The sequence below is a fragment of the Arthrobacter sp. 01T419 genome (assembly GCF_056398865.1).
The window spans coordinates 31,878-57,308 of record NZ_JBFTQF010000019.1 but is presented as its reverse complement, the minus strand read 5'-3'; the positions used below and the strand labels follow the sequence as shown (position 1 = coordinate 57,308).

26 protein-coding genes are annotated in these 25,431 nt (G+C 63.5%); 15 read left to right on the top strand and 11 right to left on the bottom strand.

Annotation, left to right across the window (positions count from 1 at the left end):
- Nucleotides 1-19 precede the first annotated feature (19 nt).
- The 6 genes from AC1DLO_RS20545 to AC1DLO_RS20520 all read left to right on the top strand — a co-directional run bounded on the left by AC1DLO_RS20545 (nt 20) and on the right by AC1DLO_RS20520 (nt 6,125).
- Nucleotides 20-1,312 carry a sugar ABC transporter substrate-binding protein gene (locus AC1DLO_RS20545; RefSeq protein WP_476891479.1) on the top strand — a complete coding sequence of 431 codons (1,293 nt, stop codon included), beginning with the start codon at nt 20-22 and terminating at the stop codon, nt 1,310-1,312.
- A gap of 72 nt (nt 1,313-1,384) precedes the next feature.
- Nucleotides 1,385-2,350 carry a carbohydrate ABC transporter permease gene (locus AC1DLO_RS20540; protein ID WP_184734728.1) on the top strand — a complete coding sequence of 322 codons (966 nt, stop codon included), beginning with the start codon at nt 1,385-1,387 and terminating at the stop codon, nt 2,348-2,350.
- A gap of 1 nt (nt 2,351) precedes the next feature.
- Nucleotides 2,352-3,281: a carbohydrate ABC transporter permease gene (locus AC1DLO_RS20535; RefSeq protein WP_476891478.1), complete on the top strand. Its 930-nt coding sequence runs from the start codon at nt 2,352-2,354 to the stop codon at nt 3,279-3,281.
- Between the two features lie 217 nt (nt 3,282-3,498).
- On the top strand, nt 3,499-5,007 hold the full coding sequence (locus tag AC1DLO_RS20530) for a glycoside hydrolase family 32 protein (protein ID WP_476891477.1): 1,509 nt from the start codon (nt 3,499-3,501) through the stop codon (nt 5,005-5,007).
- A 27-nt stretch (nt 5,008-5,034) separates the two neighbouring features.
- The gene (locus tag AC1DLO_RS20525) at nt 5,035-5,976 is read left to right on the top strand and encodes a carbohydrate kinase family protein (protein WP_476891476.1); all 942 of its coding nucleotides are present in this window, start codon (nt 5,035-5,037) and stop codon (nt 5,974-5,976) included.
- A 2-nt stretch (nt 5,977-5,978) separates the two neighbouring features.
- Nucleotides 5,979-6,125, top strand: a complete 147-nt coding sequence (locus AC1DLO_RS20520) for a hypothetical protein (RefSeq protein WP_476891475.1) — start codon at nt 5,979-5,981, stop codon at nt 6,123-6,125.
- A 29-nt stretch (nt 6,126-6,154) separates the two neighbouring features.
- On the opposite strand, the gene AC1DLO_RS20515 is transcribed toward AC1DLO_RS20520, so the two are convergent.
- Together AC1DLO_RS20515 and AC1DLO_RS20510 are read right to left on the bottom strand one after the other, a co-directional pair.
- Nucleotides 6,155-7,843: a metallophosphoesterase gene (locus AC1DLO_RS20515; RefSeq protein WP_476891474.1), complete on the bottom strand. Its 1,689-nt coding sequence runs from the start codon at nt 7,841-7,843 to the stop codon at nt 6,155-6,157.
- Between the two features lie 158 nt (nt 7,844-8,001).
- Nucleotides 8,002-8,418, bottom strand: a complete 417-nt coding sequence (locus AC1DLO_RS20510; RefSeq protein ID WP_476891473.1) for a hypothetical protein — start codon at nt 8,416-8,418, stop codon at nt 8,002-8,004.
- 348 nt (nt 8,419-8,766) lie between these two features.
- Here AC1DLO_RS20510 and AC1DLO_RS20505 point away from each other — a divergent pair, with 348 nt between their 5' ends.
- Nucleotides 8,767-9,639 carry an NAD-dependent epimerase/dehydratase family protein gene (locus AC1DLO_RS20505; protein WP_476891472.1) on the top strand — a complete coding sequence of 291 codons (873 nt, stop codon included), beginning with the start codon at nt 8,767-8,769 and terminating at the stop codon, nt 9,637-9,639.
- An 8-nt stretch (nt 9,640-9,647) separates the two neighbouring features.
- On the top strand, nt 9,648-10,679 hold the full coding sequence (locus tag AC1DLO_RS20500) for an aldo/keto reductase (RefSeq protein ID WP_476891471.1): 1,032 nt from the start codon (nt 9,648-9,650) through the stop codon (nt 10,677-10,679).
- A 94-nt stretch (nt 10,680-10,773) separates the two neighbouring features.
- Here AC1DLO_RS20500 and arfB read toward each other — a convergent pair whose 3' ends face one another.
- Both arfB and AC1DLO_RS20490 read right to left on the bottom strand, forming a co-directional pair.
- Nucleotides 10,774-11,196: an alternative ribosome rescue aminoacyl-tRNA hydrolase ArfB gene (arfB, locus tag AC1DLO_RS20495; protein ID WP_476891470.1), complete on the bottom strand. Its 423-nt coding sequence runs from the start codon at nt 11,194-11,196 to the stop codon at nt 10,774-10,776.
- A 53-nt stretch (nt 11,197-11,249) separates the two neighbouring features.
- Entirely contained in the window at nt 11,250-11,645 is a 396-nt protein-coding gene (locus tag AC1DLO_RS20490; RefSeq protein ID WP_476891469.1) for a hypothetical protein, read from the bottom strand.
- A gap of 511 nt (nt 11,646-12,156) precedes the next feature.
- On the opposite strand from AC1DLO_RS20490, the gene trxA reads away from it, so the two are divergent.
- The 4 genes from trxA to AC1DLO_RS20470 all read left to right on the top strand — a co-directional run bounded on the left by trxA (nt 12,157) and on the right by AC1DLO_RS20470 (nt 14,178).
- Entirely contained in the window at nt 12,157-12,480 is a 324-nt protein-coding gene (gene trxA / locus AC1DLO_RS20485; protein WP_476891468.1) for a thioredoxin, read from the top strand.
- 72 nt (nt 12,481-12,552) lie between these two features.
- Nucleotides 12,553-12,942 (top strand): heavy metal-responsive transcriptional regulator, encoded by a 390-nt coding sequence (locus tag AC1DLO_RS20480; protein ID WP_476891506.1) that lies wholly within the window; start codon nt 12,553-12,555, stop codon nt 12,940-12,942.
- 12 nt (nt 12,943-12,954) lie between these two features.
- Nucleotides 12,955-13,326: a hypothetical protein gene (locus AC1DLO_RS20475; RefSeq protein WP_476891467.1), complete on the top strand. Its 372-nt coding sequence runs from the start codon at nt 12,955-12,957 to the stop codon at nt 13,324-13,326.
- Nucleotides 13,327-13,377: 51 nt separating this feature from the next.
- On the top strand, nt 13,378-14,178 hold the full coding sequence (locus AC1DLO_RS20470) for an SDR family oxidoreductase (protein ID WP_476891466.1): 801 nt from the start codon (nt 13,378-13,380) through the stop codon (nt 14,176-14,178).
- Nucleotides 14,179-14,231: 53 nt separating this feature from the next.
- Here AC1DLO_RS20470 and AC1DLO_RS20465 read toward each other — a convergent pair whose 3' ends face one another.
- The 5 genes from AC1DLO_RS20465 to AC1DLO_RS20445 all read right to left on the bottom strand — a co-directional run bounded on the left by AC1DLO_RS20465 (nt 14,232) and on the right by AC1DLO_RS20445 (nt 17,177).
- On the bottom strand, nt 14,232-14,816 hold the full coding sequence (locus tag AC1DLO_RS20465; protein WP_476891465.1) for an HhH-GPD-type base excision DNA repair protein: 585 nt from the start codon (nt 14,814-14,816) through the stop codon (nt 14,232-14,234).
- A 94-nt stretch (nt 14,817-14,910) separates the two neighbouring features.
- Nucleotides 14,911-15,672, bottom strand: coding sequence for an ABC transporter permease (locus tag AC1DLO_RS20460; RefSeq protein ID WP_184734757.1), 762 nt, complete (start codon nt 15,670-15,672; stop codon nt 14,911-14,913).
- A complete protein-coding gene (locus AC1DLO_RS20455) occupies nt 15,669-16,469 on the bottom strand; it encodes an ABC transporter ATP-binding protein (protein ID WP_476891464.1) in 801 nt (266 codons plus the stop codon). Before AC1DLO_RS20455 ends, AC1DLO_RS20460 begins: the two co-directional genes overlap by 4 nt.
- Nucleotides 16,466-16,846 (bottom strand): DUF1048 domain-containing protein, encoded by a 381-nt coding sequence (locus tag AC1DLO_RS20450; RefSeq protein WP_476891463.1) that lies wholly within the window; start codon nt 16,844-16,846, stop codon nt 16,466-16,468. The genes AC1DLO_RS20455 and AC1DLO_RS20450 overlap by 4 nt, the downstream gene beginning before the upstream one ends.
- A 1-nt stretch (nt 16,847) precedes the next feature.
- Entirely contained in the window at nt 16,848-17,177 is a 330-nt protein-coding gene (locus tag AC1DLO_RS20445) for a PadR family transcriptional regulator (RefSeq protein ID WP_184734763.1), read from the bottom strand.
- Between the two features lie 284 nt (nt 17,178-17,461).
- Here AC1DLO_RS20445 and AC1DLO_RS20440 point away from each other — a divergent pair, with 284 nt between their 5' ends.
- A complete protein-coding gene (locus AC1DLO_RS20440; RefSeq protein ID WP_476914587.1) occupies nt 17,462-18,400 on the top strand; it encodes a glycosyltransferase family 4 protein in 939 nt (312 codons plus the stop codon).
- A 9-nt stretch (nt 18,401-18,409) separates the two neighbouring features.
- Here AC1DLO_RS20440 and AC1DLO_RS20435 read toward each other — a convergent pair whose 3' ends face one another.
- Nucleotides 18,410-19,999, bottom strand: coding sequence for an AMP-binding protein (locus AC1DLO_RS20435; protein ID WP_476914586.1), 1,590 nt, complete (start codon nt 19,997-19,999; stop codon nt 18,410-18,412).
- Between the two features lie 273 nt (nt 20,000-20,272).
- Here AC1DLO_RS20435 and AC1DLO_RS20430 point away from each other — a divergent pair, with 273 nt between their 5' ends.
- Nucleotides 20,273-22,963, top strand: a complete 2,691-nt coding sequence (locus tag AC1DLO_RS20430) for a PEP/pyruvate-binding domain-containing protein (protein WP_476891460.1) — start codon at nt 20,273-20,275, stop codon at nt 22,961-22,963.
- A 66-nt stretch (nt 22,964-23,029) separates the two neighbouring features.
- Here AC1DLO_RS20430 and AC1DLO_RS20425 read toward each other — a convergent pair whose 3' ends face one another.
- Nucleotides 23,030-23,614 carry a histidine phosphatase family protein gene (locus AC1DLO_RS20425; protein ID WP_476891459.1) on the bottom strand — a complete coding sequence of 195 codons (585 nt, stop codon included), beginning with the start codon at nt 23,612-23,614 and terminating at the stop codon, nt 23,030-23,032.
- A gap of 144 nt (nt 23,615-23,758) precedes the next feature.
- On the opposite strand from AC1DLO_RS20425, the gene AC1DLO_RS20420 reads away from it, so the two are divergent.
- Nucleotides 23,759-25,417, top strand: a complete 1,659-nt coding sequence (locus AC1DLO_RS20420) for a phosphodiester glycosidase family protein (protein WP_476891458.1) — start codon at nt 23,759-23,761, stop codon at nt 25,415-25,417.
- Nucleotides 25,418-25,431 lie beyond the last annotated feature (14 nt).

Sequence of the window (25,431 nt, the reverse complement as noted above, 5' to 3'; positions counted from 1 at the left end):
ACAGAAAGATTCACGGGTAATGAACACTCATTTCAAGCGGTTCCTGACCGCAAGTCTAACCGCGGCCGCCCTTGTTGGCAGCATGGCAGCCTGCGGCACAGGCGGTGGAAACTCAAAGGACGGGGCCAATGGCGAACTCACTCTCTGGACCCACAACGCCGGAAACCCGGACGAACTGGCATCCATCCAGTCGGTTGTAGACGCCTACAACCAGAGCCAGAGCAAGGTGAAGGTCAAGGTTCAGGCTTTCCCGCAGGACTCCTACAACGACTCTGTCGTCGCTGCTGCCTCCGCGAACAAACTGCCCTGCATCGTCGACATTGACGGACCGAACGTCCCCAACTGGGCATGGTCGAAATACCTTACCCCACTGAAACTCTCGGCAGATCTGTCCCAGAATTTGCCCAGCACCTTGGGTAAATGGAACGGCCAGACGTACTCGTTCGGATACTACGACGTCGCTTTGGCCATGCTGGCCCGCGCATCGGACTTGAAAGCTGCCGGCATCCGTGTGGCTACCGTGGACAAGCCTTGGACCAAAGACGAATTTGAATCCGCCCTGGCTGCGCTGAAGAGGCTGGGCAAATGGGACAACCCGCTGGACCTCGGGACGGCAGGCACAGGTGAATGGCTCCCCTATGCCTACTCACCTTTCCTGCAGTCCTTCGGCGGGGACCTGATCAACCGTAAGGACTTCCAGAGCGCAGACGGCGCGCTTAACGGTGACAAGGCAGTCGAGTGGGCAAACTGGTTCCATGGCCTCATCGCCAAGGGCTACGCCGCGCAGAAGAGCGGCAAGGATTCCACGGCAGATTTCCTGAACAACAAGAGCGCTATCGTCTACACAGGCAGCTGGGCCGCCGATAAGGCCCGTACGGCGCTGGGCGACGACCTGGTCGTCATGCCCTCAGTCGACCTGGGCAACGGACCGAAGATYGGCGGCGGATCCTGGCAGTGGGGTGTGACCACAGGCTGCAAGAACCCGGACGCAGCGATGGACTACCTCTCCTTCTCCCTCAAGCCGGAGAACATCGCCAAGGTTGCCAAGGCCACCGGCACGATTCCCGCTACCGATGCCGCCGCGGCCCTGGTACCAGGTTACGAGCCGACGGGCAAGAACCGAGTCTTCCTTGACTTCTCCAAGAAGTCTGCGGTGCTACGACCCGAAACGCCTGCCTATCCGTTCATTGCTACCGAGTTCGGCAAGGCCGCCCAAGACATCATTTCCGGTGCCGACCCGAAGCAGGTCCTTGACAAAGCCGTCAAGAACATCGATTCAAATATCAAGTCCAACAACGGCTACAAGAGCTAGCCAGCCTCCGGGGTGCCGCGTTGCTAGCTAGCAGCGCGGCACCCCGGACCGGACCACTCAGGACCACTCACGATGAACTCCTCTTCAGCTCCGGCAGCCTTGCCGGCAACCACCCCTGCCGTCCCTTCAAAGCCCTCGGCCCAGAAGCCACGCCAGCTCAGAAAATACCATCGGCGCGAACAACGCGCCGGATGGGCCATGCTCGGCCCGGCGCTGCTCCTGTTGCTACTTTTCGTCTTCGTACCAGCAATGCTCGCCTTTGGCCTGGCCTTCACCAATGCACGTCTGATTTCACCGAACCCGCCGACATTCGCCGGATTGGATAACTTCGTCCGCCTCTTCGCAGATGAAGGGTTCTACCGGTCCCTCCTGAACGTGGCGTACTTCGCAGTCATCGTGGTGCCGCTGCAGGCCGGTGTTGCGCTGATCATGGCACTGCTGGTCAATGCAAAGGTCCGCGGAGTCAACTTCTTCCGCACCGTGTATTTCCTACCCGTAGTCACCTCCATGGTGGTCGTATCGCTCTTGTGGCTGTTCATCTACCGTCAGGACGGCCTGCTCAACGAAATCATCACCAAGCTGACCTTCGGAGCAGTTCATGGCCCGGACTGGTTGAACAACACCGCCACGGCAATGCCGGCCATCATCCTGATGTCGGTGTGGCAGGGCGCAGGGTTCCACATGATCATCTGGCTTTCAGGGCTCCAGACCATTTCAGCCGAGCTCTACGAAGCAGCCGACATCGACGGCGTTGGCCGGTGGCAGCGGTTCCGGTACATCACCTGGCCAGGCCTGTCCTCCACCCGGAGCCTGATCCTGATCACCATCACGATCCAGGCGCTCAGCCTGTTCACACAAATCAACGTGATGACTCAAGGCGGGCCGCTGGATTCGACGACGACGATCGTCTACCAGGCTGTCCGTGCCGGATTCAAACAGCAGGAAACCTCCTACGCCTCCGCGATTTCCCTAGTTTTCTTCGCGCTCGTCCTCATCATCTCCGGAGTACAGCGCTACCTCACCCGAGAGAAGTCCTAACATGGCCACCACTCTAGAGCGCACCGGCCGGCGGGCCGGGGCCCGTTCAACCTCACCGAAACCCCGGCGGCTGCGCGGCATCGGCGGCTGGATCGGCCGGATCCTCCTAGGCATCGTCTTTGCCTTCCCTTTGCTGTTCATGTTCGTATCTTCGCTGAAGCCGGACCAGCAGATCTTCGGGGATCTGTCCTCGATTGCCGCCTTCCTGCCGGTGGGCAATCTCTCGTTTGACAACTACGGGGCAGTGTTTGACCGGGTGCCCGCCGCCAGGTTCCTGATCAACTCCATCGGCATCTCCGCCGTGACCGTCATTCTGGGGGTCTTGATCAACAGCCTCGCGGCATTCGCCCTGTCGCGCATGAGGGTCCGAGGCAAAGGAATCATCCTGACCCTCATCATCGCCACACTCATAGTGCCGTTCGAAACACTGGCGCTTCCCCTGGTCTGGTGGGTCAACCAGCTGCCCTCCCTCGAGCTCGACGGCTTCAACCTGTCATTGACCACCGGATGGCTGGACACGTACCAGGTGCAGATCATCCCGTTCGTGGCCAACGCGTTCTCCATCTACCTCTTCCACCAGTACTTCGACTCGATTCCCAAGGAACTAGACGAGGCAGCCCGCGTGGACGGGGCCAGCTGGTTCAAGATCTACCGCAAAATTGTCATGCCGCTCTCCGGGCCGGCAATCGCCACGGTCTCCATCTTGACTTTCCTCCCGGCGTGGAACTCCTACCTGTGGCCCCTCATGGTCGTCCAAAGCGAAGAACTGCGCCCTGTCATGATCGGCGTCCAGTACTTCTTCCAGCTCAACGTCTCCTGGGGCCAGGTCATGGCCTACTCGTCAATGATCACCCTGCCGGTAGTCGCCTTGTTCATCGCGTTCCAGCGCTCTTTCGTAAACAGCATCGCCTCAAGCGGCGTCAAAGGCTAAGCAAGAAATCCTCAAGGCGAGGAGCGCTGCTCCTGCCAGTCTCAAGGGTCTCAACCGGCCCCTGAGACTGGCAGTTGCGTCCGGTCACCTCCATGCGCCTTGAAATTCTCGGCACTCAGGCCAGCCAGCCTCCCGCCGTCGGCACCCCGAAGACAAGTCGGCATCCCGAACAGAAGTCGGCATCCCGAACACAATACAGAAGCGAGATTCAAACCCCATGACCGCCGTGACCGCCACGACCCCCGATGCTTTCCGGCCTGCGCTGCACTACGCCGCCCGCAGCACCTGGCTGAACGACCCCAACGGCCTAATTTTCCATGAGGGCCTGTACCACCTCTACTACCAGAACAACCCCGAGGACAACGTGTGGGGAAACATGTCTTGGGGCCACGCCACATCGGCGGACCTTGTGACATGGACGGAGCAACCGGTAGCGATTCCTTGCGACGAGCAGGAAGACATCTATTCCGGCAGCATCGTGTTCGACCGGTACAACACCAGCGGATTCGGCGCTGAGTCAAGGCCCGCTCTCGTGGCCATCTACACCAGCGCCTTCAAACCGGCGTCGGAGCACAATGGCGTACAGGCCCAATCCCTCGCATACAGCCAGGACGGCGGCTACACCTGGACCAAATACGCTGGCAACCCGGTGTTGAACCGCGGATCCGCCGAATTCCGCGACCCGAAGGTCTTTCGCTACGAATCGGGGACCACAAGCTACTGGGTGATGGTTGCTGTTGAAGCACTGGACTTCAAAGTCGTCTTCTACAGTTCCCCCGACCTCAAAAACTGGGAGTTTCTGAGCAGCTTCGGCCCGGCGAATGCTACCGGCGGCGTATGGGAATGCCCCGATCTCTTTCCACTGCTGGTTGATGGTGATCCGGACAACGTGAAATGGGTCCTGACAGTAAACCTCAATCCCGGCGGACCCAACAGCGGTTCCGCCGGGCAGTACTTCGTGGGAGATTTCGACGGCGTGACGTTCACCTCCTCTTCGACGGTCACCGAAGGCGCGCAGGACCCGGCCAGACTAGGGGAGTACCAGTGGCTCGATTGGGGGCGCGACTACTACGCGGCGGTCTCATTCAGCGACGTTCCCGACGGGCGCCGGCTCATGATTGCGTGGATGAACAACTGGGAGTACGCCAACGAGATTCCCACCGCACCGTGGCGCAGCCCCATGTCCCTCGTCCGCGAAGTGTCCCTGCAGGGCGTGGACGGAGCGCCTCGACTCGTGCAGCACGTTGCGCGGGAGCTGACGTCCCTCGGTTCCGGAGAGCCCACGTTCACGGTCGGTGCCTGTGAAATAGCCGAAGGCGAACACATCATGGACGGTGCCGCCGGGAGCGTCCAGCGGATCGAGGCAAACCTCGCGCCTGGAACAGCCGAAGAGTTCGGGGTCATCGTCCGCGGAAACGGAACTCGGGGGACCCGTATCGGGATCCGGCCCGCTGAAGGCCGCATCGTTGTCGACCGCCGGGAATCCGGTCAAACAGACTTCCACGAATCGTTCGCTTCGATCGACTCGGCCCCCGTCCAGCCAAGCGGCAATTCTTATGATGTCACCATCTACGTGGACCGTTGCTCCGTCGAGGTTTTCGCCCAGGGAGGCCGGGTCACCCTGTCCGAGCTGATCTTCCCGACCTGCACCAGCACCGACTTTTCCGTCTACGCATCAGGCGGCACGGCGACGATCAACAGCCTCAAGATCACTCAATTGGCATGACCGCAGAACGCGAAGAGAGACTTGTAGATGCAAAACCCAGACGCCATATTCCCGGACCGGAAGTTCCTCGACGTCATTGTTGTCGGTGAGGCCCTCATCGACGTCGTCATCTCGCCCGAGGGCATTCGCGAGCACCCCGGAGGGTCGCCGGCAAACGTGGCCTACGGGCTGGGCCGGCTGGGAGTCCCCACCGGGCTGTTGACCGCGCTCGGCGACGACGAACGCGGTGCTGCCATCGAAGCGCACCTGAGCGGCGCCGGTGTAACGCTGTTGCCGGGCTCACACTCCCTGGACAGAACCGCCGTCGCAACGGCCAATGTGGCACCGGATGGCTCCGCGACCTACGAGTTCGATGTCGACTGGGACCTGGATCCGGTCGCTCCCGCCTACCTCCCCAAGGTGCTCCACACCGGTTCGATCGCCACCTTTCTTACACCCGGTGCCGACGCCGTCAAGAAGCTCCTGCAGCAGTCCCACCGCGGATGTATGGTCACCTACGATCCCAACATCAGGCCGTCTCTGCTCGGCAGCCACACCGAGGCAAAGGCGATTTTCGAAGACCTGGCTCAGCTGACCGACGTCGTCAAACTCAGCGATGAAGACGCGAAGTGGCTCTACCCACGAATGAGCCTGGACGACACAGCCTCACACATCCTGGGTCTCGGCACGGACTTGGCGGTCATCACCAAAGGTTCCCAGGGTTCGCTGCTCACCACGCCCACGACGCAGCTGGCCATCCCCGCGGTGAAATCCGAGGTAGCTGACACGATCGGGGCTGGTGATTCGTACATGGCAGCCTTGATCTTTGGACTCCTCAGCAGCGGAACCGGGAGCTTCACCCCGGCGGCACTGGAACGCCTGGGGAAGACCGCAGCCATGGCGGCCGCGATCACCGTGGGGCGTGCCGGCGCTAATCCGCCAACCGAGGCGGAGCTTCGCGACGCTCTGGAACGGGGGAGTGCCCTCTGATAGTGAGGGAACCTGGCGTTGGCGACGAGGTCGGGGTGCGCGAAGACCTCCAGTCCGTCCATGGGCCAAGCGATGCCAGCCATGCGTCGAAGCACGAGGTCCTGGGTGCCGAGGACTCTGTCCGCGCTGCGCGGATGTCCACTGACTGACCATTGATCACGGCCCGCCGCGGGGCTGCTTAGCCTCGGTCCTTGCTCCCTTTGCCGCCTTGTTGGCCTGAATCGGAGCGTGGCCGCTGGAGCGTGAAGGATTCGAAGGATGCGAGCTGTCCCTGGGGACCGGTGACGTTGTAGTACGTGACCTCCATCTTCGTTGGTCCTCCGGGCTCGGTGCCGGGGTCGACGCTGAAGGCCGCGAAACCATAGGAGTTCGCGGCATCGCGTTGAGCCGACCACGGAGCGTCTTCCTGGACGTAGACCGGTGGCCGCTTATTTGTTGTGGGGTCGGGTGCGCCAACGCTCGTGATGACGCGGCATGAAGGAGGATTGTAGAACAACTGATTCGACGGCACGGACGTTCCGCCCCCGCCCAAGACCATGTGCACCGTCCCTTTGGTGGTATCGATGACGTCGGTGCGGGTGTCTGCCGGAATCGGGGTCAGGGTTGCGTTGGCTTGTTGACCGCGGATCGGGTGGGAGCGCTCGTAGTGGTGCTCGTGCCCGCAAACAACCAGGTCCACGCCGTACTTGTCGAACAGCGGCACCCATTCCTGCCGGACGCCCAGGTCGGCACCGTTGAAGGATCCTGCCGTGCTGATGACAACCTGGTGCATGCAGACGACCACCCAGTCGATGTTCCTATCCGACCTTGCCGCGCTGAGTTCATTTTCGAGCCAGGCTTTCTGGGCGCCCTTCGAGTAGCCCCTGACGTAGCTGTTGCCGCCGTCTTGGTAGCAGACGTCGTCGTTGGCGAGGCTGATGACCCGGACTGAACCCGCGGTGAAGGAGTACCAGAGACCGCGGGTGAGGTCGGTCTGCCCCGGCTGGGGCGGAACGGAGAAGTACGTCTGGTAGGCGGCATATCCGATCGGACCGTTGCCCAGTTCGTTCTCGTGGTTTCCCGCCGCTGGCATCCATGGGCGGTGACGGGCGCTGCGTGAGTTGTTGTCCCAGAAGTCAGTCCAGGTCCGCACCCGGTTCTCCGAGATATTGGCGTAGCAAAGATCGCCATTGAACAGGTGGAAAAGCGGCTGCACGCGTTCGACACCGGCCGGCATGTCACCGGCAGCAGGGGAACCGAGGTTGTCGTTGACCCACTGCTGGCTACCGGAAGTGGAGCCAGACTTCTTTCCGAGCGTGGGGGTGCCTTGGTCACCGAAGCTGGTGAAGGTGAATTTTCCGCGCCCGCGCGGCCCCGTACGGAAAGAGCCAAACTCCGGCTGCGCGCCGTCGTGGATGGCTGCGTAGACGTAGTCATGGGATGGAACGAGCTCGCTGAGTTTGGCGTGGTACGCGTACACCCTCTGGCCGGATTTGGCGTCGACGTAGCTGGTTTCCACCGCGTCCTGGCTCCGTCCATAGCTTCCGTCGATTTCGCCGAGCATCGCCCGCGCATGCTTGACGGGCTGCAAGGTGTGCCACGACACCACGACTTCGCTGGATGCATCGCTACCGAACTGCAAATGCAGGCCGTTCACCACCGGGGTGGTCAGCGGGTCGCCGACGGCGGAGGGCAGGGTCGTCTTGTTGCCAGCAGCTGATGCCGGGATTGCGCCCGCCAAAACGGCGGCGGCACTGGCGGCTCCGGCAGCCGTGAAGAACCCGCGGCGCGAGAATCCGGTACTAAAGATTTCCTTGTCATCAGTAATGGAGACAGCTTGGTGCGGCGTCGAGGCGAAACAGTGAAAACCGTCCAAGCGGCGAGCCACTGACAAATTAATTCTTGGTGACCTTCTCTGCCAATCTGCTGCCCAATCCGACATCGGTGGGCGAGCAACACTTCAGCGCCCGCGTCGCCCGACGGCTGCAGGCCAACAAAGACGACGGCGGCAATCGTGCACCGCCGTCGTCGTTGGAAATCGCTGGCTCAGTCCCGCTCTTCGAACAGGCGAGTCAAGCAATCGGCATAGTTGGTCAGTATGGCCGCGAAAGTGAGCAGCTGGAGGCCGCCGTAGATGGCCGCCTCCGCCCTTTCCCTGTCTGCTTCGCCGGCGTGGCAGAGGAGTGGTTCGCAACTGGTTCCGTTCGCGGTGAGCGTTGCGATTCCCCAAGGGTGACGGGGGTCGGTGACTGCGATGCCTGCTGCGTCGAGTGTGTCGCGGAGGACGTATCGTGTGACTGTCCTCCACGACTGGAGGAAAGATGGCCGCAGTTCTTCAACGAGTTCCTCGTCTTTGCTGTCGTAAGCGCGCCCCAGATTCGTGGAGAGCTCGTCCCACTCCTGGGCGTCGCGGACCATGAGATGTCCGGCGCGTAAGCGGGCAATTGTTTCGTTCAACGTCATGGTCAGTCCCCAAACTTCCTATCGTTTCTGGTCCCCGCCGATGAGGCAGGCCATCATGTGAGAGAACGGACAGAACCCCCGCATGATTCCCACGTGCAATTGGCTGCCCAGAGACGTCCAGGCTTCACCTGGTTCGATCGAGGGCTGGACTTACAGTCCGTCTGGCTTCATCTGGGAACGGGTGTCTGACTGTCCTAGGACCAGGAGGGCCACGCGCCAGAGCCGGTCTCTGTCCTAGGGTCGAATCGACACCGCCGGCACGGATCGGGCTTGCCAAAAGAGGTTTGACCGAGGGGTGGGCTTGACCGAGGCGCCCGGTGGGAATCGCCGAGCTATTGAGGAGTACCGATGAGAATTGCAGTGACGGGTGGAAGCGGAAAGCTTGGCCGGCACGTGGTGCGCCGGCTCAGGGAGGACGGGCACCAGGTATTGAACCTGGACCGTGCGGGGGAGAGGAACCCCGGCCTGGCGATCGTGGATTTGCGTGACTACGGTCAAGTGTTGGACGTGTTTTTGGGGCTGGATGACAGGCACAGTGGCTTCGATGCCGTGGTGCATCTGGGTGCCATTCCGGCACCCGGCATCGTCCCGGATTCCGCGACGTTTGAGAACAACATGCTCGCTACGTACAACGTGTTTCAGGCGGCCCGCCGGGCCGGCGTCAAGAAGGTTGTCTACGCCTCAAGTGAGACGGTGCTGGGCCTGCCGTTCGACGTCGACCCTCCCTATATTCCGGTGGACGAGGAATACCCGGCCCGGCCGGAAAGAACGTATTCGCTGGTGAAGCATCTGGAGGAACAGATGGCCATCGAGTTGACGCGCTGGGACCCCGAGCTGAGCATTGTGGGGCTGCGGTTCTCCAATGTCATGGATGTGGAAGATTATGAACGGTTTCCGTCCTTCGACGCGGACCCGATGCTGCGTAAATGGAACCTGTGGGGGTACATCGACGGCCGCGACGGTGCCCAGGCCGTGGCGCGGGCCCTTGAGAACGGCAAACCGGGATTCGAGGCGTTCATCATCGCCAACGCGGACACGGTCATGAGCCGGTCCAGCGCCAGCCTGGCCGCGGAGGTGTTCCCCGACGTGAAGGTGATCAAGGAACTGGGCGGGCACGAGACCATGCTCTCCATCGATAAGGCCACGCGGCTACTCGGGTTCGAGCCCGAACATACTTGGCGCGCCTACCATCCGAACCGCACTACCCCGATTGAGGATTGAGGATCATCATGCAGTACCGTACTTTGGGCAACAGCGGCGCCGTGGTTTCGAACTACGCGCTGGGAACCATGACGTTCGGGGCTGAGGCCACCGAAGAAACGTCCCGCGCCATCCTGGACAGCTACGTTGCAGCCGGTGGCAACTTCATTGACACCGCCGATGTTTACAGCGCCGGGGTATCGGAGGAGATCATCGGTCGGTGGCTGGCCGAACGGCCCGATGCGCGGGACCGCGTGGTGCTGGCCACGAAGGGTCGCTTCCCCATGGGGACGGCGCCGAACGACGTCGGCACCTCCCGACGCCACCTCACGCGGGCGTTGGACGATTCGCTGCGCCGATTGGGCGTGGAGCAAATCGACCTGTACCAAATGCACGCGTGGGACCCGATTACGCCTTTGGAGGAGACGCTTCGTTTCCTGCACGACTCCGTCAGCAGCGGCAAGATCGCCTACTACGGTTTTTCCAACTTCCTGGGGTGGCAATTGACCAAGGCCGTCCACGTGGCTAAGGCCTTTGGCTGGAGCGCACCGGTGACCCTGCAGCCGCAATACAGCCTGTTGGTCCGTGAGATCGAATCGGAGATTGTTCCGGCTTCGCTGGATGCGGGCATCGGGCTGCTGCCGTGGTCGCCCTTGGGTGGCGGCTGGCTCTCCGGTAAGTACAAGCGCGACGAGCCGCCCGTCGGTTCCACCCGCCTGGGTGAAAACCCGAAGCGCGGCATGGAGGCGTGGCAGGCCCGCAACGATGACCCCCGCACCTGGGAGGTCATCGGAACAGTGGAAAAGATCGCAGCGGATCATGGCGTCAGCGCCTCCCAGGTGGCGCTGGCATGGTTGGCGGACCGGCCTGCCGTGACGTCCGTGATCCTCGGTGCCCGCATCACCGAGCAACTGGCGGACAACCTTGCCGCGGCAGACCTGGAACTCAGCTCCGAGGAAACCCTGCGGCTCACCGAGGCCAGCCAACCGCGCGTGGGCGTCTATCCATACGGTCCAATGGCCCACGAACAGCGCAGCCGGAAGATCGAAGGCGGCCGGTAACGCCGGGGTGCTGGGCCTCAGCCGCGCTTAGCGTCTGAGGCCCAGCGAGCTGGCAGACACTTCTCCGTGTGGTCGGCGTTGTCGACGGGACGCGCTACTCGACGGACGGCCGCTTTCGTTGCCGTTTCGTCGCCGCCCGCTGTTCCTTCGCGGCGAGGCGTCGACGGTTCGAGGACCGGGTGGGTTTGGTCGCCCGGCGCGCGGCAGCTCCGGGAGCAAGACCCTCCGCCACGAGCTTCGAGAGCTTGGCGAGGGCGATCTCGCGATTGCGCAGTTGGGAACGCCGCTCGGAGGCAGTCACCGTGATCACCCCGGCGATGAGACGCCGTCCAAGACGGGTGACCAACATCGACCGTTGGCTGTCAGAAAGCGCCGTGGAGTCGGCGACATCCCACGAGAGTTCGACGCGGCTGTCCGAGGTGTTGACATGTTGACCGCCTGGGCCGGAGGAACGCGAGAACCGCCAGGCGAGTTCCGAGTCGGGAATCGTGAGCGCGGGCGACACCTCAAGATCCATCCGACTAGCGTTGCACGATACGGGAGGGAGGAACAGTCGTAGCGATTGGATAGTCAGTGCGGGGCGGCGTGCCTGGCCCGCGGGGCCGGTTCAACGGAGTCCACGGCATAGGGTTTGGTCGCCGAACGCTGCATTGGTAGACGCAGGCGCACCTGATAAGCGCCGTTCCGGAATGTGGCGCGGGGGTCCATCTGGAGAACCAGGAGCGGTTCGTCGCGGGATGCGTCTATCCGTACCAGCACGCCGTGCCGCCGGCCGTCAACGAGCAGCGGGGTCGCGGGCTCGACTGCTGTCTGCTTGAGGAGATCCCGATATTTCGGCCCTGCCGCCAAGAAGAGGATTCCGTGGGCGACCCCAACGACTCGAAGCGGGATTACGGCGTCGGGCTGCGGGGTGGGTGCCGGGTGTAATTCGTCTTCCTGCGCAAACGATTCCGTTGCTGTCTTCAAGCACCGGTCGCATGCTTGGCACCTGGTGCGCGTTCCGACGTCAGCCAAAAGGGTCACAAGTAGTCCTCTAGGTGCGTAACCCCATTTGTCGGCCACAATATGGCACCACGCCGGGTGGTACTCCCTCCCGTTCTTCATCACATAAACCTGGTCTTCGCCAAGAAGGGGGACTCCCTCCCGCCAGGCGGCTGGCTCGACCGGCTTGGGGCCTTTGGCATCTGCCCGGGCTGTGTGGCTCGCCTTGAAGTACCTGCGGATCCACGGACTGAGTGGCTGTTGTGCTCTAGGAATTGCGGAGCCTTCCTGTGCGGCGGTGTGCGTTTCGCTCCCCAATAGCCCCCTATCTAGCTTGATGGCTTTTCCCGCAAGTCTCCAGTCCGATGACCGTAGCCCTTCATCAAGCGGTCGGTCGGACTGTGTTTGCTGTCTTCCCCCTTGACCTTTCCCCTAGGGGAAGGTGCAAAAGTGGGTGCGCGCAGGGGTGAAAGGCCATTCAGGAAGAGGGGGAATCATGCTAAGAAAAGACGTTACGGACGCATCCTTCGACGCCGACGTGCTGAAGTCAGCCAAACCGGTCGTCGTCGAATTCTGGGCGGATTGGGCTGGACCTTGCACCAGGCTGTCCCCGGTGCTTGAACAACTCGCGGTGGAATATGCCAACAAAATCGAAGTTGTCAAAGTGAACGTCGATGAAAATCCCGAAACCGCGGGTGCCTTCGGAATTAGCTCTGTTCCGTCCGTGTTCCTTTTCAAGGACGGCGAGCGGAGAATCTCCGTGATCGGCGCCGGGGCGAAGCAGTATTTCGAAATGGAATTCGCTGATTACCTCCGCTAGCACGTACTTCACTCCATGAACGCCTTTCCCCTACAGTGGAGGGTCAATGGGGGTAGGAAGTTGAGGTGCATGGTGCGAATCGGCGAAGCCGCCCGGGCGGCGGGCATGACGAGCAAGGCCCTGAGATTCTATGAAGAGCACGGTCTGCTGCCGGCGGCGAAGCGCACCGCGAACGGATACCGCGATTACACGAGCGAAACCATCAACAGGCTCGATTTCATTCGCCGCGGGCGCGCTGCAGGGCTGTCGCTGGCGCAGATCCGCGAAATCCTGTTCTTGCGCGACGCGGGCCGCGCCCCCTGCACTCACGTACGGGACCTGCTTTCCGATCAGCTGGCGGGTCTCGACGAGCAGATCGCCGAACTGGTCGCGCTGCGCGTCACCGTCGCGGAGTACCACGCCGTCGCGGCCGCCGCGGACCCGGATGCGTGCGACGCCGGCCGTATCTGCAGCTATCTCTGAAAGGCTTGGCCCATGGCAATCCGATACGCTCGAGGCATCGCCTCCACGGCAACAGTCGCCGCGATGCTGGGTGGTTGTGCGGCGCCGGTAGCTCCGCAAGGCAACGTTTCGGCACGTCCGACGACAACCGCTGCCATCACTGCCCCCTTCGCCCTCTTAACACACTGTGGCATCTATGAGGCGAGGGTGCAGGACACATTCTTCGTCGCCGACCAGCTGCTGGACGACGGCAACGGCAATCCCCCTGCAGGATGGGACAATCCCTACCAGTCGGGCACCATCACCGTGCAGGACGAAAAGGCGGTCTTCCATGACGACCGCGGCCACATCGTGACCTTCCATGAACGACCGGGCGCCACGAGCTACCTGAGAATGTGCTCCTGAGGCGCGACACCGACAAGGGCTGGTCAACCGGTCCGGGAGAGGAGAAAGGCCATGAACTCCACGATCCTCGCGACAGGCGGAACCGGCACGCTCGGACGGCTCGTGGCCTCGCGCCTGGTGGACGCGGGACGCGCCGTGCGTGTGGCCGGCCGTCACGCTCCTCCGCCGGAGCAGGGGGTCGAGTTCGCGACGTGTGACCTTGACACGGGCGACGGAGTCGAGGCCGCCTTGGAAGGCGTCCGCACGGTGGTGCATTGCGCGGGCGCGCAGAAGGGCGACGGCGGGAAGGCCCGCCGCCTCGTCGCCGCGGCATCCCGCTCGGGTGTCACGCACCTCGTGTTCATCTCCGTCGTGGGGGCGGACACGATCCCGGTGGTGAGCGGCTTCGACCGTGCGGCTTTCGGCTACTTCGCGTCCAAGCGGGACGCGGAACTAATCGTGGCCGGCTCCGGGATCGCGTTCAGCACCCTCCGGGCAACCCAGTTTTTTGAATTGACGCTGCTGACTGCGCGGACCATGGCCAAGCTCCCGGTCATTCCAGTGCCAAGGGGCTTCCGGTTCCAACCCGTCGACGCCGGTGAGGTCGCGGACCGGCTCGTCGAGCTCGCTCTGGGCGATCCCGCGGGCCTCGTGCCCGATCTCGCGGGGCCCGTCTCCTACCCGCTGGATGACCTCATCCGCTCATATCTCGCCGCGGCCGGCCAGCGACGCGTCCTCGTCCCCGTACCCATGCCCGGGAGGGCGGCAAAGGCTATCCGGGAGGGCGCCAACCTGTCCGAGGACCGGGCTGTCGGGCGGAGGACCTGGGAGGAGTTCCTCAGCGAGCGCGTGCCCGGTGAGGCGCGAGCGTGATGCACGTTAACGGGCGAACAGGGCATGAACGGCCCGGATCCACGTTCTATGCATTAGCGCTCGGAAGCCTTCGCGGCCTTGATGGCGGCTTTGGCGGCCTGCTTGCTGGCACGCACTTTTCTTAGCGATTCCGGGTCGACGATGTCGGCGACGGAAAGGAATGCGCTCTCCTTGCCGTAGGGGTCGGCTGCCTCACGCCAGCCTTGTGCTTGGAGTCCGCACTGCTTGCCGAGTAGGGCCAGGAAGATCTTTGCCTTCTGCTCTCCGAAACCGGGCAAGCCCTTCAACCTGCGGAGCACTTCCTGGCCGTCGGGGTCGTCTTTGGTCCAGATGGCAGTTGCGTCCCCATTCCAATCACGCTGTACGATCGCGGCGAGGTCTTGGACGCGGCTGGCCATGGAGCCAGGGAAGCGGTGGACGGACGGACGCTCCTTGAAGATCTCAACGAAGCCTGCGGGATCATATTCGGCGATTGTGGTAGGGGACACGGACCCGATGCGCGTCCGGATCTTTTCGGGTCCGGCGAACGCTGACTCCATGGTCACCTGTTGGTCAAGCAGCATGCCGATGAGAAGTGCGAACGCGTCATCGCTGAGTAGTTGGTCGGCGGCGGGGTCGCCAGTGATGTGCAATTCCATTCGCCCATCCTCCCACCTGCCTCTTGATCTGCCGCTGCAGCGGGGCTCTGAATTTGAAGACGAGGCACTGGGACCCTGTGGCTCCCGATACTCCTCAGGCGATCTTGCGCCGATAGGCGGCCATGGCGAGGACGTAGGCGAGAACGAGTGTGCCGACGCACCAAGCGAGAGCGATCCAGATGTTGCTGCCGACCGGGCGCTGCGCGAACAGGTCCTGGATTGTATTGACGATCGACGTGACCGGCTGGTTCTCAGCGAAGGCGCGCACGGGACCTGGCATGGTGGCCGTGGGCACGAAAGCCGAGCTGATGAACGGCAGGAAGATGAGCGGGTAGGAGAATCCTCCGGCACCGTCCACGGACTTCGCTGTTAGTCCCGCTATGATCGCGAGCCAGGTGAGTGCCAGGGTGAACAGCGCCAGGATTCCGGCGACAGCGAGCCATGCCAGGGGGCTTGCCGAAGTGCGGAATCCCATGGCAAGGGCCACCAGCACGATGATCACCAGGGAGAGCCCGTTGGCCACCAGCGAGGTCAGAACATGTGCCCAAAGTACGGACGATCGCGCGATCGGCATGGACTGGAGCCGCTCGAAAATGCCGCTCTGCATGTCGTAAAACAAACGAACGGCGGTGTACGCGATGCCCGACGCGATCGCGATCAGCATGATTCCGGGCAGCAGGTAATTGACGTAGTCGCCCGCGTCTGTCCTGATCGCACCGCCAAACACGTAGACGAACAGCAGCATGAGGGCGATCGGAGTGATCGCGGTGGTGATGATGGTGTCCACGCTGCGGAAGATGTGGCGCATGGAGCGGCCCAGCAGGACGGCCGTGTCTCCGAAGAAGTGTTTGCTCATGACCTTTCCTTACTTGACTCGACCTTGCCGTTGTTTCCCACAAGTGCGAGGAAGATATCCTCCAAAGTCGGCTGTTTTTCGACGTACTCGACTTTCGCTGGCGGGAGTAGTTGTTTCAGTTCGGCGAGAGTGCCGTTGGCGATGATGCGCCCCTCATGAAGAATGGCGATCCGATCCGCAAGTTGCTCGGCCTCGTCCAGATACTGCGTGGTGAGCAGAACGGTGGTGCCCTGCGTGGCGAGCTGTTTGACGATCTGCCAGACGTCGATGCGTGCTTCGGGATCTAGTCCCGTGGTCGGCTCATCGAGGAAGATGACCTCCGGCTGCCCGATCAGGCTCATGGCGATGTCAAGGCGACGTCGCATGCCTCCTGAATACGTCGACACCTTTCGCGTTGCCGCATCGGCGAGGTTGAAGCGTGCGAGGAGATCATCCGCCACCCCGCCTGGGTCTTTCAGATGCCGCAGCTTGGCCACCAACACCAGGTTCTCCCGACCGGAGAGGATCTCGTCGACCGCGGCGAACTGTCCGGTCAGGCTGATGGACTCCCTAACGCGGAGAGGATCCGCTGCGACGTCGAATCCGTTCACTATGGCTGTGCCGGCGTCTGGGCTCAGCAGCGTGGACAGGATTCTCACCATCGTGGTCTTTCCTGCTCCGTTAGAGCCGAGAAGGGCGAAGATGGAGCCCGGTTCCACGTCGAAGTCCACTCCGCGAAGTACGTGCAGCTCCTTGTAGGACTTTTCCATGCCCCGCACGCTGATTGCAGGTTCGCGGGTGGTGCTTGCGTAGCTCATGAGTCCGTCTCCTTCGCGCTGTCTCCAGCAGCGGCGTCGATCGCCTTGGTGAGGCGCTCTCGCTCCTTGTTGATCCATTGGCCAACCGTGTAGTTGCGCATGAACGTCTCTGCGAACTCCACGGGGTCGTCACCGACGATTCCGCGGATCGGCGTTCCGTCCGCGACGCTCTGTTCGAAGAGATCGGCGAGGTCGCCGAGCATCGACAACAGCACATCGCCCTTCGTGATGGGCCCGAAGTACATCAGGTACCTCTCCAGTGCCATCGCTGCCGTGCGATAGTCGGCGGGAAGCTGCTCCACGCGTGTCTTGTATTGCCGGTATTGCTTCTTCTGTTCGAGCGATCCGGTGAGCTGCTCGATCCACCCTGCGGCCATGTTAATTTCCTCCTTCTCGGAGCTGTTCCAGTCGCTCGGACAGGAACCTCCACGTGTTCCAGAATTCGTCCAGTTCCTTTTTGCCTTGCTCGTTGAGCGAGTACACCTTGCGCGGGGGGCCTTTTTCGGACGGACGCTTCTCGACGTCTACGAGGCCTTTCTGTTCGATCCTGACGAGCAGTGCGTACACGGTGCCCTCTGCGATATCGGAGAAGCCCTTCGCCCGGAGCAGCGTGGTGATTTCGTACCCGTACGCCGGGTTCCCGGTCAGGAGCGCAAGGACGATGCCCTCGAGTGTCCCTTTGAGCATCTCCGTCATCTGTTTGCCCATCGGACGTCTCCTCAACTACTCAGTGTTACTAGCTACTAATACATAGTATCGCTAAGTACCGGAACTGCAAGCCCCCCTGGACGACGTCTTCCGCCAGCTATAGTTGCGGCGTGACCGAGCTACCGTCCCGTTGCGTGAGCCGAGCAAGTAGTTCGCCGGCGTGAATGGAGGGAAAGCCTTTGATCAAGGTCCGTATGCTTGTGCCCGCAAATGTGCGCCATCGTTCAGGTGGAAACATTTACAACGAGAGGCTGGTTGAATCCCTGCGTGCCCAAGGCGCGGAAGTGGCGGTTCGGAGCCTTCCCGGCGACTGGCCTTCCGGAACCGCCAGAGACAAGAACCAGCTAGCGGCGGCGCTCGCCGGGGATGAATTGCCCATCTGCATTGTGGATGGCTTGATCGCAGTAGGCGCACCAGCCGAAATCGAGCACGCAACCGCTGCCGGGCACCGTGTCTGGGTGTTGCTTCACATGGCCCCGTCTGCAGAACAGCCGCTTGGGAGGAGCGCACTCCGCGCAGCGACAGGCGTGCTGTGCACCGGCTCCGGGACTGCCGAAGAAGTCAAGCGGTGGGGGTTGCCAAACGTTCACCTGGCGACCCCCGGTGTAGATCGCCCGAGGGTAGATCGCCCGAGGGGAAAAGCAAGGCCGCCCGGGGCATCGCAGGCATTCCACTTCATCATGGTTGGCGCACTACTGCCCAATAAGGACCAGATCTTCTTTGTCGAGGCCCTGGCACGGATCCGGGATTTGGCGTGGACAGCGGCGCTGGTGGGTTCCACCGCGTCCRACCCGTCCTACGCAGCGGCTGTTCGGGAGCGCATCATCCAACATGGGCTCGAAAGCCGGGTGGAGCTGAGAGGTGAACTCTCAGGCGAGGACTTGGAGGAACAGTGGCTCCGCGCAGATCTCAGTTTGCTGATCTCGCACTCGGAATCCTTCGGCTTGGTGGTCCAGGAGTCTCTGGCACACGCCATACCGGTGGTGGTCCGCAGCGGAACYGGAGCCGTCGAAGCGCTTGGAGCCCRCGGGGCCGGCGAAGCCATCGATCTAGCCTCAGGAACCGGATCCTTGGCGGAAGTCCTTGAGAAGTGGCTCAGCGATTCCACCCTGCGGCAGAAGTGGTGGGATGCGGCTGCGGCAGCCAGCCGGGTGCTGCCGCGATGGGAAGAAACCGCACGGCAGGTCCTGCGGGTCCTCTCGTCAGAATCGAGGAGCCAATGAGGCCAGACGTTATCCCCGCGCTCRCAGTTCGCGCCGAAGGATTTTCCCCGACGCCGACTTGGGAATCGCGTCGACGAACTCGACGAACCGGACCCGCTTGAACGGCGCGGCGTGCATGGCAACGAACTCCATGACGTCTTCGTCCCCGACCTCGGCCCCAGCCTGCCGGACGACGAACGCCTTCGGCACCTCTTCGCCGTCGTCCGCGTGGACGCCGATGACCGCGGCGTCCGCGATCTGGGGGTGGGTGAGCAGGAGCGCCTCGAGCTCGGCGGGCGCGATCTGGTAGCCCTTGTACTTGATGAGCTCTTTGAGTCGGTCCACAATGGTCACGACGCCGCCCGCCGAAACCGTAGCGATGTCACCTGTGCGGAGGAAGCCATCCGGGTCGATCGTTGCCGCGGTCGCGTCCGGCTGGTTGAGGTAGCCGAGCATGACTTGCGGGCCCCGGACCAGGAGTTGACCGCGCCCGGTCTCCCCGTCGGCGGGGAGCGGGATCTCTTCGTCGGTGGCAATGTCGAGGAGCTTGCACTGCGTGTTGGGGATGGCGTAGCCAACCGAATCAAGGGGAACAGTGCCCGCGTCCCGAAGGGGAATTGAATGGGAGACGGGGCTGAGTTCGGTCATGCCGTACCCCTGGAGCATGACGCAGCCGAGACGACGCACGACGACGGCTCCCAGTTCGCCATCGAGCGGCGCCGCCCCCGAGACCACGACCCGGACCGACGAGAGGTCGTACTGGTCGACGAGCGGGTGCTTCGCGAGCGCGACCGCGATTGGCGGGGCGATGAACAGGTAGGTGCAGCGGTAGTCCTGGGTGATGCGCAGGAACTCGGGGAAGTCGAACTTCGGCATCGTCACGAGCCGCGCACGCTCGGCAAAGGCGAGGTTCAGCAGGACAGTCAGACCGTAGATATGGAAGAACGGGAGGACGGCGAGGAGCACATCGTCGGGAGTCAACCCGAAGCCGCTGTTCTGGGCAACGTTCGCCACGAGGTTGTACTGGCTGAGCATGACGCCTTTCGGGGCGCCGCCCGTGCCCGAGGAATAGGGAATGACGGCGGGGGAGTGCGGGTCGATGCGCAGGTCAGGAGCAGGGAGGCCCGCGCCGAGCGCTTCAGCGAGCGAAGGATGTCCAGCAGCGGTAGCCAAGTCGCCGCCGTCGAGCACCACGAGCCGCTCGGCCGGGATCCCGGCCGCTTGCGCCGCGGCTTCGGCCCGCTCAAGGAACGGCGAGATGGTGAAAAGCCAGGAGGCGCCCGCGTCGGTGAGCTGGCGGCCGACTTCCTCGGCCGTGTAGAGCGAGTTGACGGTGGTCACGGCGACGCCCGCGCGGAGGATCCCGTGGAAGACGACGGCGAACGCCGGAATGTTGGGGCAGAACAGGCCCGCGGTGGTCCCCGGCCCGGCCTCGTGACTCGCGAGCCAGCCGGCGAGCGCGTCGATGCGCGTGACAAGCTCGCGGTAGCTTGTCTCGGCGCCGGTCATGCCGTCCACGATGGCGATCCGGTCCAGGCCTGCGGCATCCAGCCCGCCGAAGAGGTACTCGTAGAGCGTGGCCTCGGGGATCTCGACGTCCGGGTACGGGCTGGCGAACATGGCGGCTCCTTCGACGCACGACGGCGGGAGTCGCCGTCGTGCGTCCATTACACCCGGTGGAGGGGGCAGCGACAAGGGTCCCGCGCCACAGGGCGCTTGCCTCCCGGCATGGTCGACGGCGATGCTGACACATCGCATCGTGTGGCGCTAGGGCGGTCCGGCCGTCGCCCGATGAAACCGTGAGCTGTGGCCTCTTGCCCGTGGGCGTGCCAGTATGTTGGGAACAAGGGCGATTCAATCCGGCCCGGCTGCGGACAGAATGGACGCACGGTGGTGACGTACATCAACGACTTACGCGATGTGGGAAACGGCGATGTCGCCGTGGCCGGTGGCAAGGGTGTTGGCCTGGGCGGCCTGGTCCAGGCCGGGGTGCCGGTCCCTCCGGGGTTTGTATTGAACACTGCGGCTTATGCCGCTTTTGTGGATGCAAATCACCTCGAGGTGGGCATCCAAGAGCTGGCTACCCTGTCGCCGAAAGCCACGCCGCAGGACTATGAGGAGGCCGCGGAGCGGATCCGCGCCTTGTTCACCGGAGGCACCATGCCGGCCGGGATTGCCGACGAGCTTGGCGCCGCCTATCGAAGCCTCGGCGACGGGGACGAGGCCGTAGCGGTCCGCTCCTCTGCCACGGCCGAGGACCTCGCTTCGGCCAGCTTCGCCGGACAGCAGGAAACGTACCTCAATATCCGTGGTACGGGAGCCTTGGCCGTCGCGGTCACAGATTGCTGGGCTTCGCTATGGACGGCACGCGCCATGGCCTACCGGGCCCGTGAAGGCATCGGACCGGAGACGGTGCGCCTGGCCGTCGTGGTCCAGCGGATGGTCGAGGCCGAGGCGGCTGGGGTCATGTTCACGGCTAATCCGGCCAATGGGCGCCGGGACCAGATCGTGATCGGCGCAGCATGGGGCCTGGGCGAGTCCGTGGTCAGCGGAACGGTCACCACGGACGACGTCGTCGTCGATGCCGGGACCGAGCGGGTGCTGTCGCGTCGGACGGCAAACAAGGAAACGATGACTGTCTACGCGGACGGCGCCGCCGAGGGCCAAGGAACTGCCGGTCAGGGAATTAGGGAGCAGCCGGTTCCGGCGGCTCGCCGGAACCAGCCAGTACTGGACGACCGGGCCGTGGCCGCACTGGCCCGCTATGGAACACGGATTGCCGAACATTTCGGGGCTCCGCAGGACATCGAGTGGGCACGAGCAGGCGGCGAATTTTTCATGCTGCAATCCCGGCCCATCACGGCACTACCCGAACCCACCGCCGACACCCCGGATACCTGGCCGGTGCCCTATCCCAAGGGGCTTTACTTCCGGGCGAGCATCGTGGAGCAATTGCCCGACCCGCTCTCGCCGTTGTTCGCCGATCTCATTGACGGCTCGGTGACCCGCTCGCTCAAGACCCTGATGAACGAGGCCGTCGGCAGCGCCGTCGTACGGGACGGCGACGTCGGACTGCCCACCATCAATGGCTACGCCTACTATTACTACCGCACCTCAGCAATGTGGCGGGTGATGGGAAAGGTGGTGAGCGCGGTACGCGCCCTGGCTAGCGGCAAGGCCCACATGGGCGTGGCCGGATGGCGGGAATTCTCCCACCCCCGCTATCAGCAAGTGGTCAAGGACTGGTCGGCAAAGCCTGTGGGCGAGCTTTCGGGAGACGAACTGCTTGAGGGCGTCCAGACGTTGCTCGACTCAGGAACTGTGTATTACACCGCCGTGGAGTCAGTCATCCCGATCGCTGCCACAAGCGAGATTTCATTCCGCGCGTATTACGACAAACTCGTCCGACGCGATGGAGATCCTCCGGCCGAGACCTTCCTCCTCGGCTACGACAGCGAACCCATCCGGGCAGAGAAATCGTTGTACGACCTCGCAGCATGGGCCCGGGAGGTTCAGGGTCTGGCCTCGGCGATCCTAGACGAACCGACGGCGGCACTGGCCGAGTCGCAGCGCACCGGGTTCCCGCCTGCCGGCGTGGACCAAGCACTCTGGCAGCAATGGCATCGACGCTTCCAGGCCCACCTCGACCGGTTCGGCCATGCGGTCTACAATCTGGACTTCCTCAGTCCGGTGCCGGCCGACGACCCCTCGGCGCTGCTCGACGCGGTGAAGTTTTACCTGCGGGGACAGGGCCATGACCCGCACGAGCGCCAGCGGCTCTCGGCTGCCCGCAGGGAAGACCAAACCAGCCGAATGCTCGCCCGGCTCGGGGGGACCCGGATCGGGAGCAGCCGCCGGGCCTTGTTCCTCCGTCTGCTTCGGTGGGCGCAGAAATCCGCTCCGATCCGTGAGGATGCACTGGCCGACGTCGGGCTGGCCTGGCCGCTGATGCGGCAGATGCTGCTCGAGCTTGGTCAAAGGCTGGCCGCCTCCGGGGTCATCGCCCAGTCTGCCGACGTGTTCTGGTTACGCGAGCAGGAGCTGCGGACCGCCGTCGAGTTCGGCCTTGCGGGGGAGGGGACGATTACAGGAGCTGAAAGGCCCGTTCGAGCCGAGGCTATCGAGGAACGCAAGATGCTCTGGCGCGGCCAGGCCAAGGCGGCGGCTCCACAATTGCTGCCGGAGAGCCGCTGGATGGAACGGAGCTTCGGGGGGATGATGCCGGCACGCTCGCAGCGACAACAGGGCGACGTCATCAAAGGGGTAGGCGCCAGCTCGGGCCGGGTCACTGCTCCTGCCCGGGTCCTCAACGGCCCCCAGGACTTTGCACAGATGATGCCCGGAGATGTCCTGGTGGCGCGCATCACCACGCCTGCATGGACCTCGCTGTTCGCGATGGCCTCGGCCGTGGTCACCGACGTCGGCGGCCCGTTGAGCCACAGCTCGATCGTGGCCCGGGAGTATGGGATCCCGGCGGTGCTCGGCACCGGAGTGGCCACCCAGCGGATTGCCAGCGGCCAACAGATCCGCGTCGACGGCGACGCCGGCACCGTCACGATTGAGGGGCGGCCTTCAGGGAAGTAACGGTGGCCGATATGTCTCTCTGCGGTCGCGCGGCGTGGCGCGGATGCCGAAGCGGCGTCGGAACGGTCAACTCTGGACTGCCTCCATAACCCGCTCGCCGTTGAAGTATTCGAGCTGCCAGCCGTCAACGGGGTGGTGGTGGGCAAGGTTGAGCGCGGCGTTGTCGATGCTTTGCAGGGTGCGGCGGATGGCGCGGTTGAGGCTCACGCGGAGGAGTGTGCCGTGGGCGACAACCAGGATGCGGCGGCCGCGGAATTCGTCGGCGAGTGCTTCCAGCACGGTCAATCCGCGGGAGGCTGCCTCGTCCTCGCTTTCGGCGCCGTGGAGGCTGCCAGAGATGAGCAGTGCGTCCAGTTCCGGGCCGGCCTGCAGGCCCTCGGCCCGCCCGAAGTGACGCTCGGCGAGCTCGGGCACGCGCCGGTCCACGCTGAGGCCCAGCCCTGTGGCGATCAGGTCGGCGGTTTCCGCGGCCCGGCTCAGCGGCGAGGATACGATCGCGTCCCATTCGTAGGCGGACAGGACGGCGACGGCGTCGCGCGCCTGGCCGCGGCCGACGTCGTTCAGTGGAATGTCGGTGGATCCTTGCAGCCGGCGCTGCGCATTCCAATCTGTCTGGCCATGGCGGACGAGGGCGAACGTGGTGAGGGGCATGCTTTCCATTCTGCCCTGCGTTTATTCGGACCCCCGCATCCTGGCAGTTGAGTAAGTGAACGTGGGGTGAAGGTTGGGTCAATAGGCGCCCCAAACCGCCACATGGGCCCGGATCCTCCGTCGAGTCTCTATACGGTGGACGGCATGAACTTCCCCCTGAAGTCCCGCAGTGCGCTGACTGGCGGCCTGGTCCTCGCCGTCTGCTCAGCGATCCTCAGCCCCTTGGGCCAAGCCCACGCGGATGGTGGCCAGAGCAGCGAAAACGGCAAGGATCGGAGCGCCCACCTCAACCTTGGCGCCGCTGACCTGCCCGAGACCCGAACCGTGATGACCCTCGCGCCAGGCGTCACCCTGACCAAGATCAGCCGCGGAGGCGCAGACTCTTCGCTTTTCTGGACAGCCGAAGTTGCCATCCCCTCAGACTCACCGGATCCTGACGCACCAGCCTCCGCCCTCTCAGGCCAGGCCACCGCGCAACGCACCGCCGATAAGCTCACAGCCGCCGGCGTCGATGCCCGCGTTGAACATGTCCAGTCGCCGCAGCTTGCCGACGCCGGAGGCGACCTCGGATACCGGGTCCGCGCCGGCCGCCTCGCCGCCCAGGCCGTCGGAGCCCCTCTCGTCGCGAAGATCAAAGCCGCCGGCTTTGCCTCGTCAGTGATCTACTCAGGCTGGGACGGCGACGCCGGGACCAGCACGAAGACCCGCGGACCATGGAACCTTGAAGTCATCACGATCGACCCAAAAAAATACCAAGGCCAGCTCGCAGCCTCGTTCGGCCCGGATCTGGAGAAACGGGAGACGGCGAGCCAACTGGCTTCCGACGCGCACGCCATCGCCGCAGTCAAAGCTGGCTTCTTTGTCTTCGACCCGAAGGCCGGTGCCGAAGGAGACCCCGCCGGTGTTGGCGTGTACGCGGGCAAGACCCTTAGCGAACCTGTCGCCGACCGCCCGGCCCTTGTCATTGATGGCAAGAAGAACGCCACCAGCGTCCAACGACTGACCTGGGCCGGGAAAATCTCCTCGGCTTCCGGGGAAGCGGCTTTGGACGGCATAGACCGGGTCCCCGGCCTGATCCGAAACTGCGGCGGCGCCAACGACGTTCCCACCGCGCGCCCACTCCAGGACGTCACCTGCACCAACCCGAACGAGCTCGTCACCTTCACCCCGGAGTTCGGCCCGTCCACTCCCGCCGGTGCGGGCCTTGAGGTGACAGTGGACAGCCACGACACCGTTACTTCCATCGCCGAAACCCGCGGCGCGGCGATTCCTTTGGGCGGACACACCATCCAGGCAACCGGAACCGACGTCGCACGGCTACGCGCACTCGCACCGGTGGGCGCGAAGCTGAAGATCGACGCCGGCTTGCGTGGCGAGGATGGTAAAGCCTTCCACGCGAACGAGGCCACCAGCGTCGTGAACGGTGGCCCGCTGCTGGTCAAGGACGGTAGTGAACGTGTCACAGTCAAACAAGACGGCATGGTCCATCCCAACGACAGAAACAGCTTCTACTACGGCTGGGTCCACAAGCGGAACCCCCGGACCTTCGCCGGGACCGACGCCCAGGGTAGAACCATGCTTGTCACCGCAGACGGACGCTCAACCGCCTCACTGGGACTGAGCTTGAAGGAAGAGGCCGACGTCGCTGTGTCACTTGGGATGGTTCAGGCGATGAATCTGGACGGGGGCGGCTCAACAACGGCCGTTGCCGATGGAAAAGTCCTGAACAACCCGTCGGGAGGAGCGGAACGTCCCGTCGGGGACGCGCTTCTTGTGCTGCCGGCCCGAAAGGATGACCAGTAGCCCAAGAGGACAGG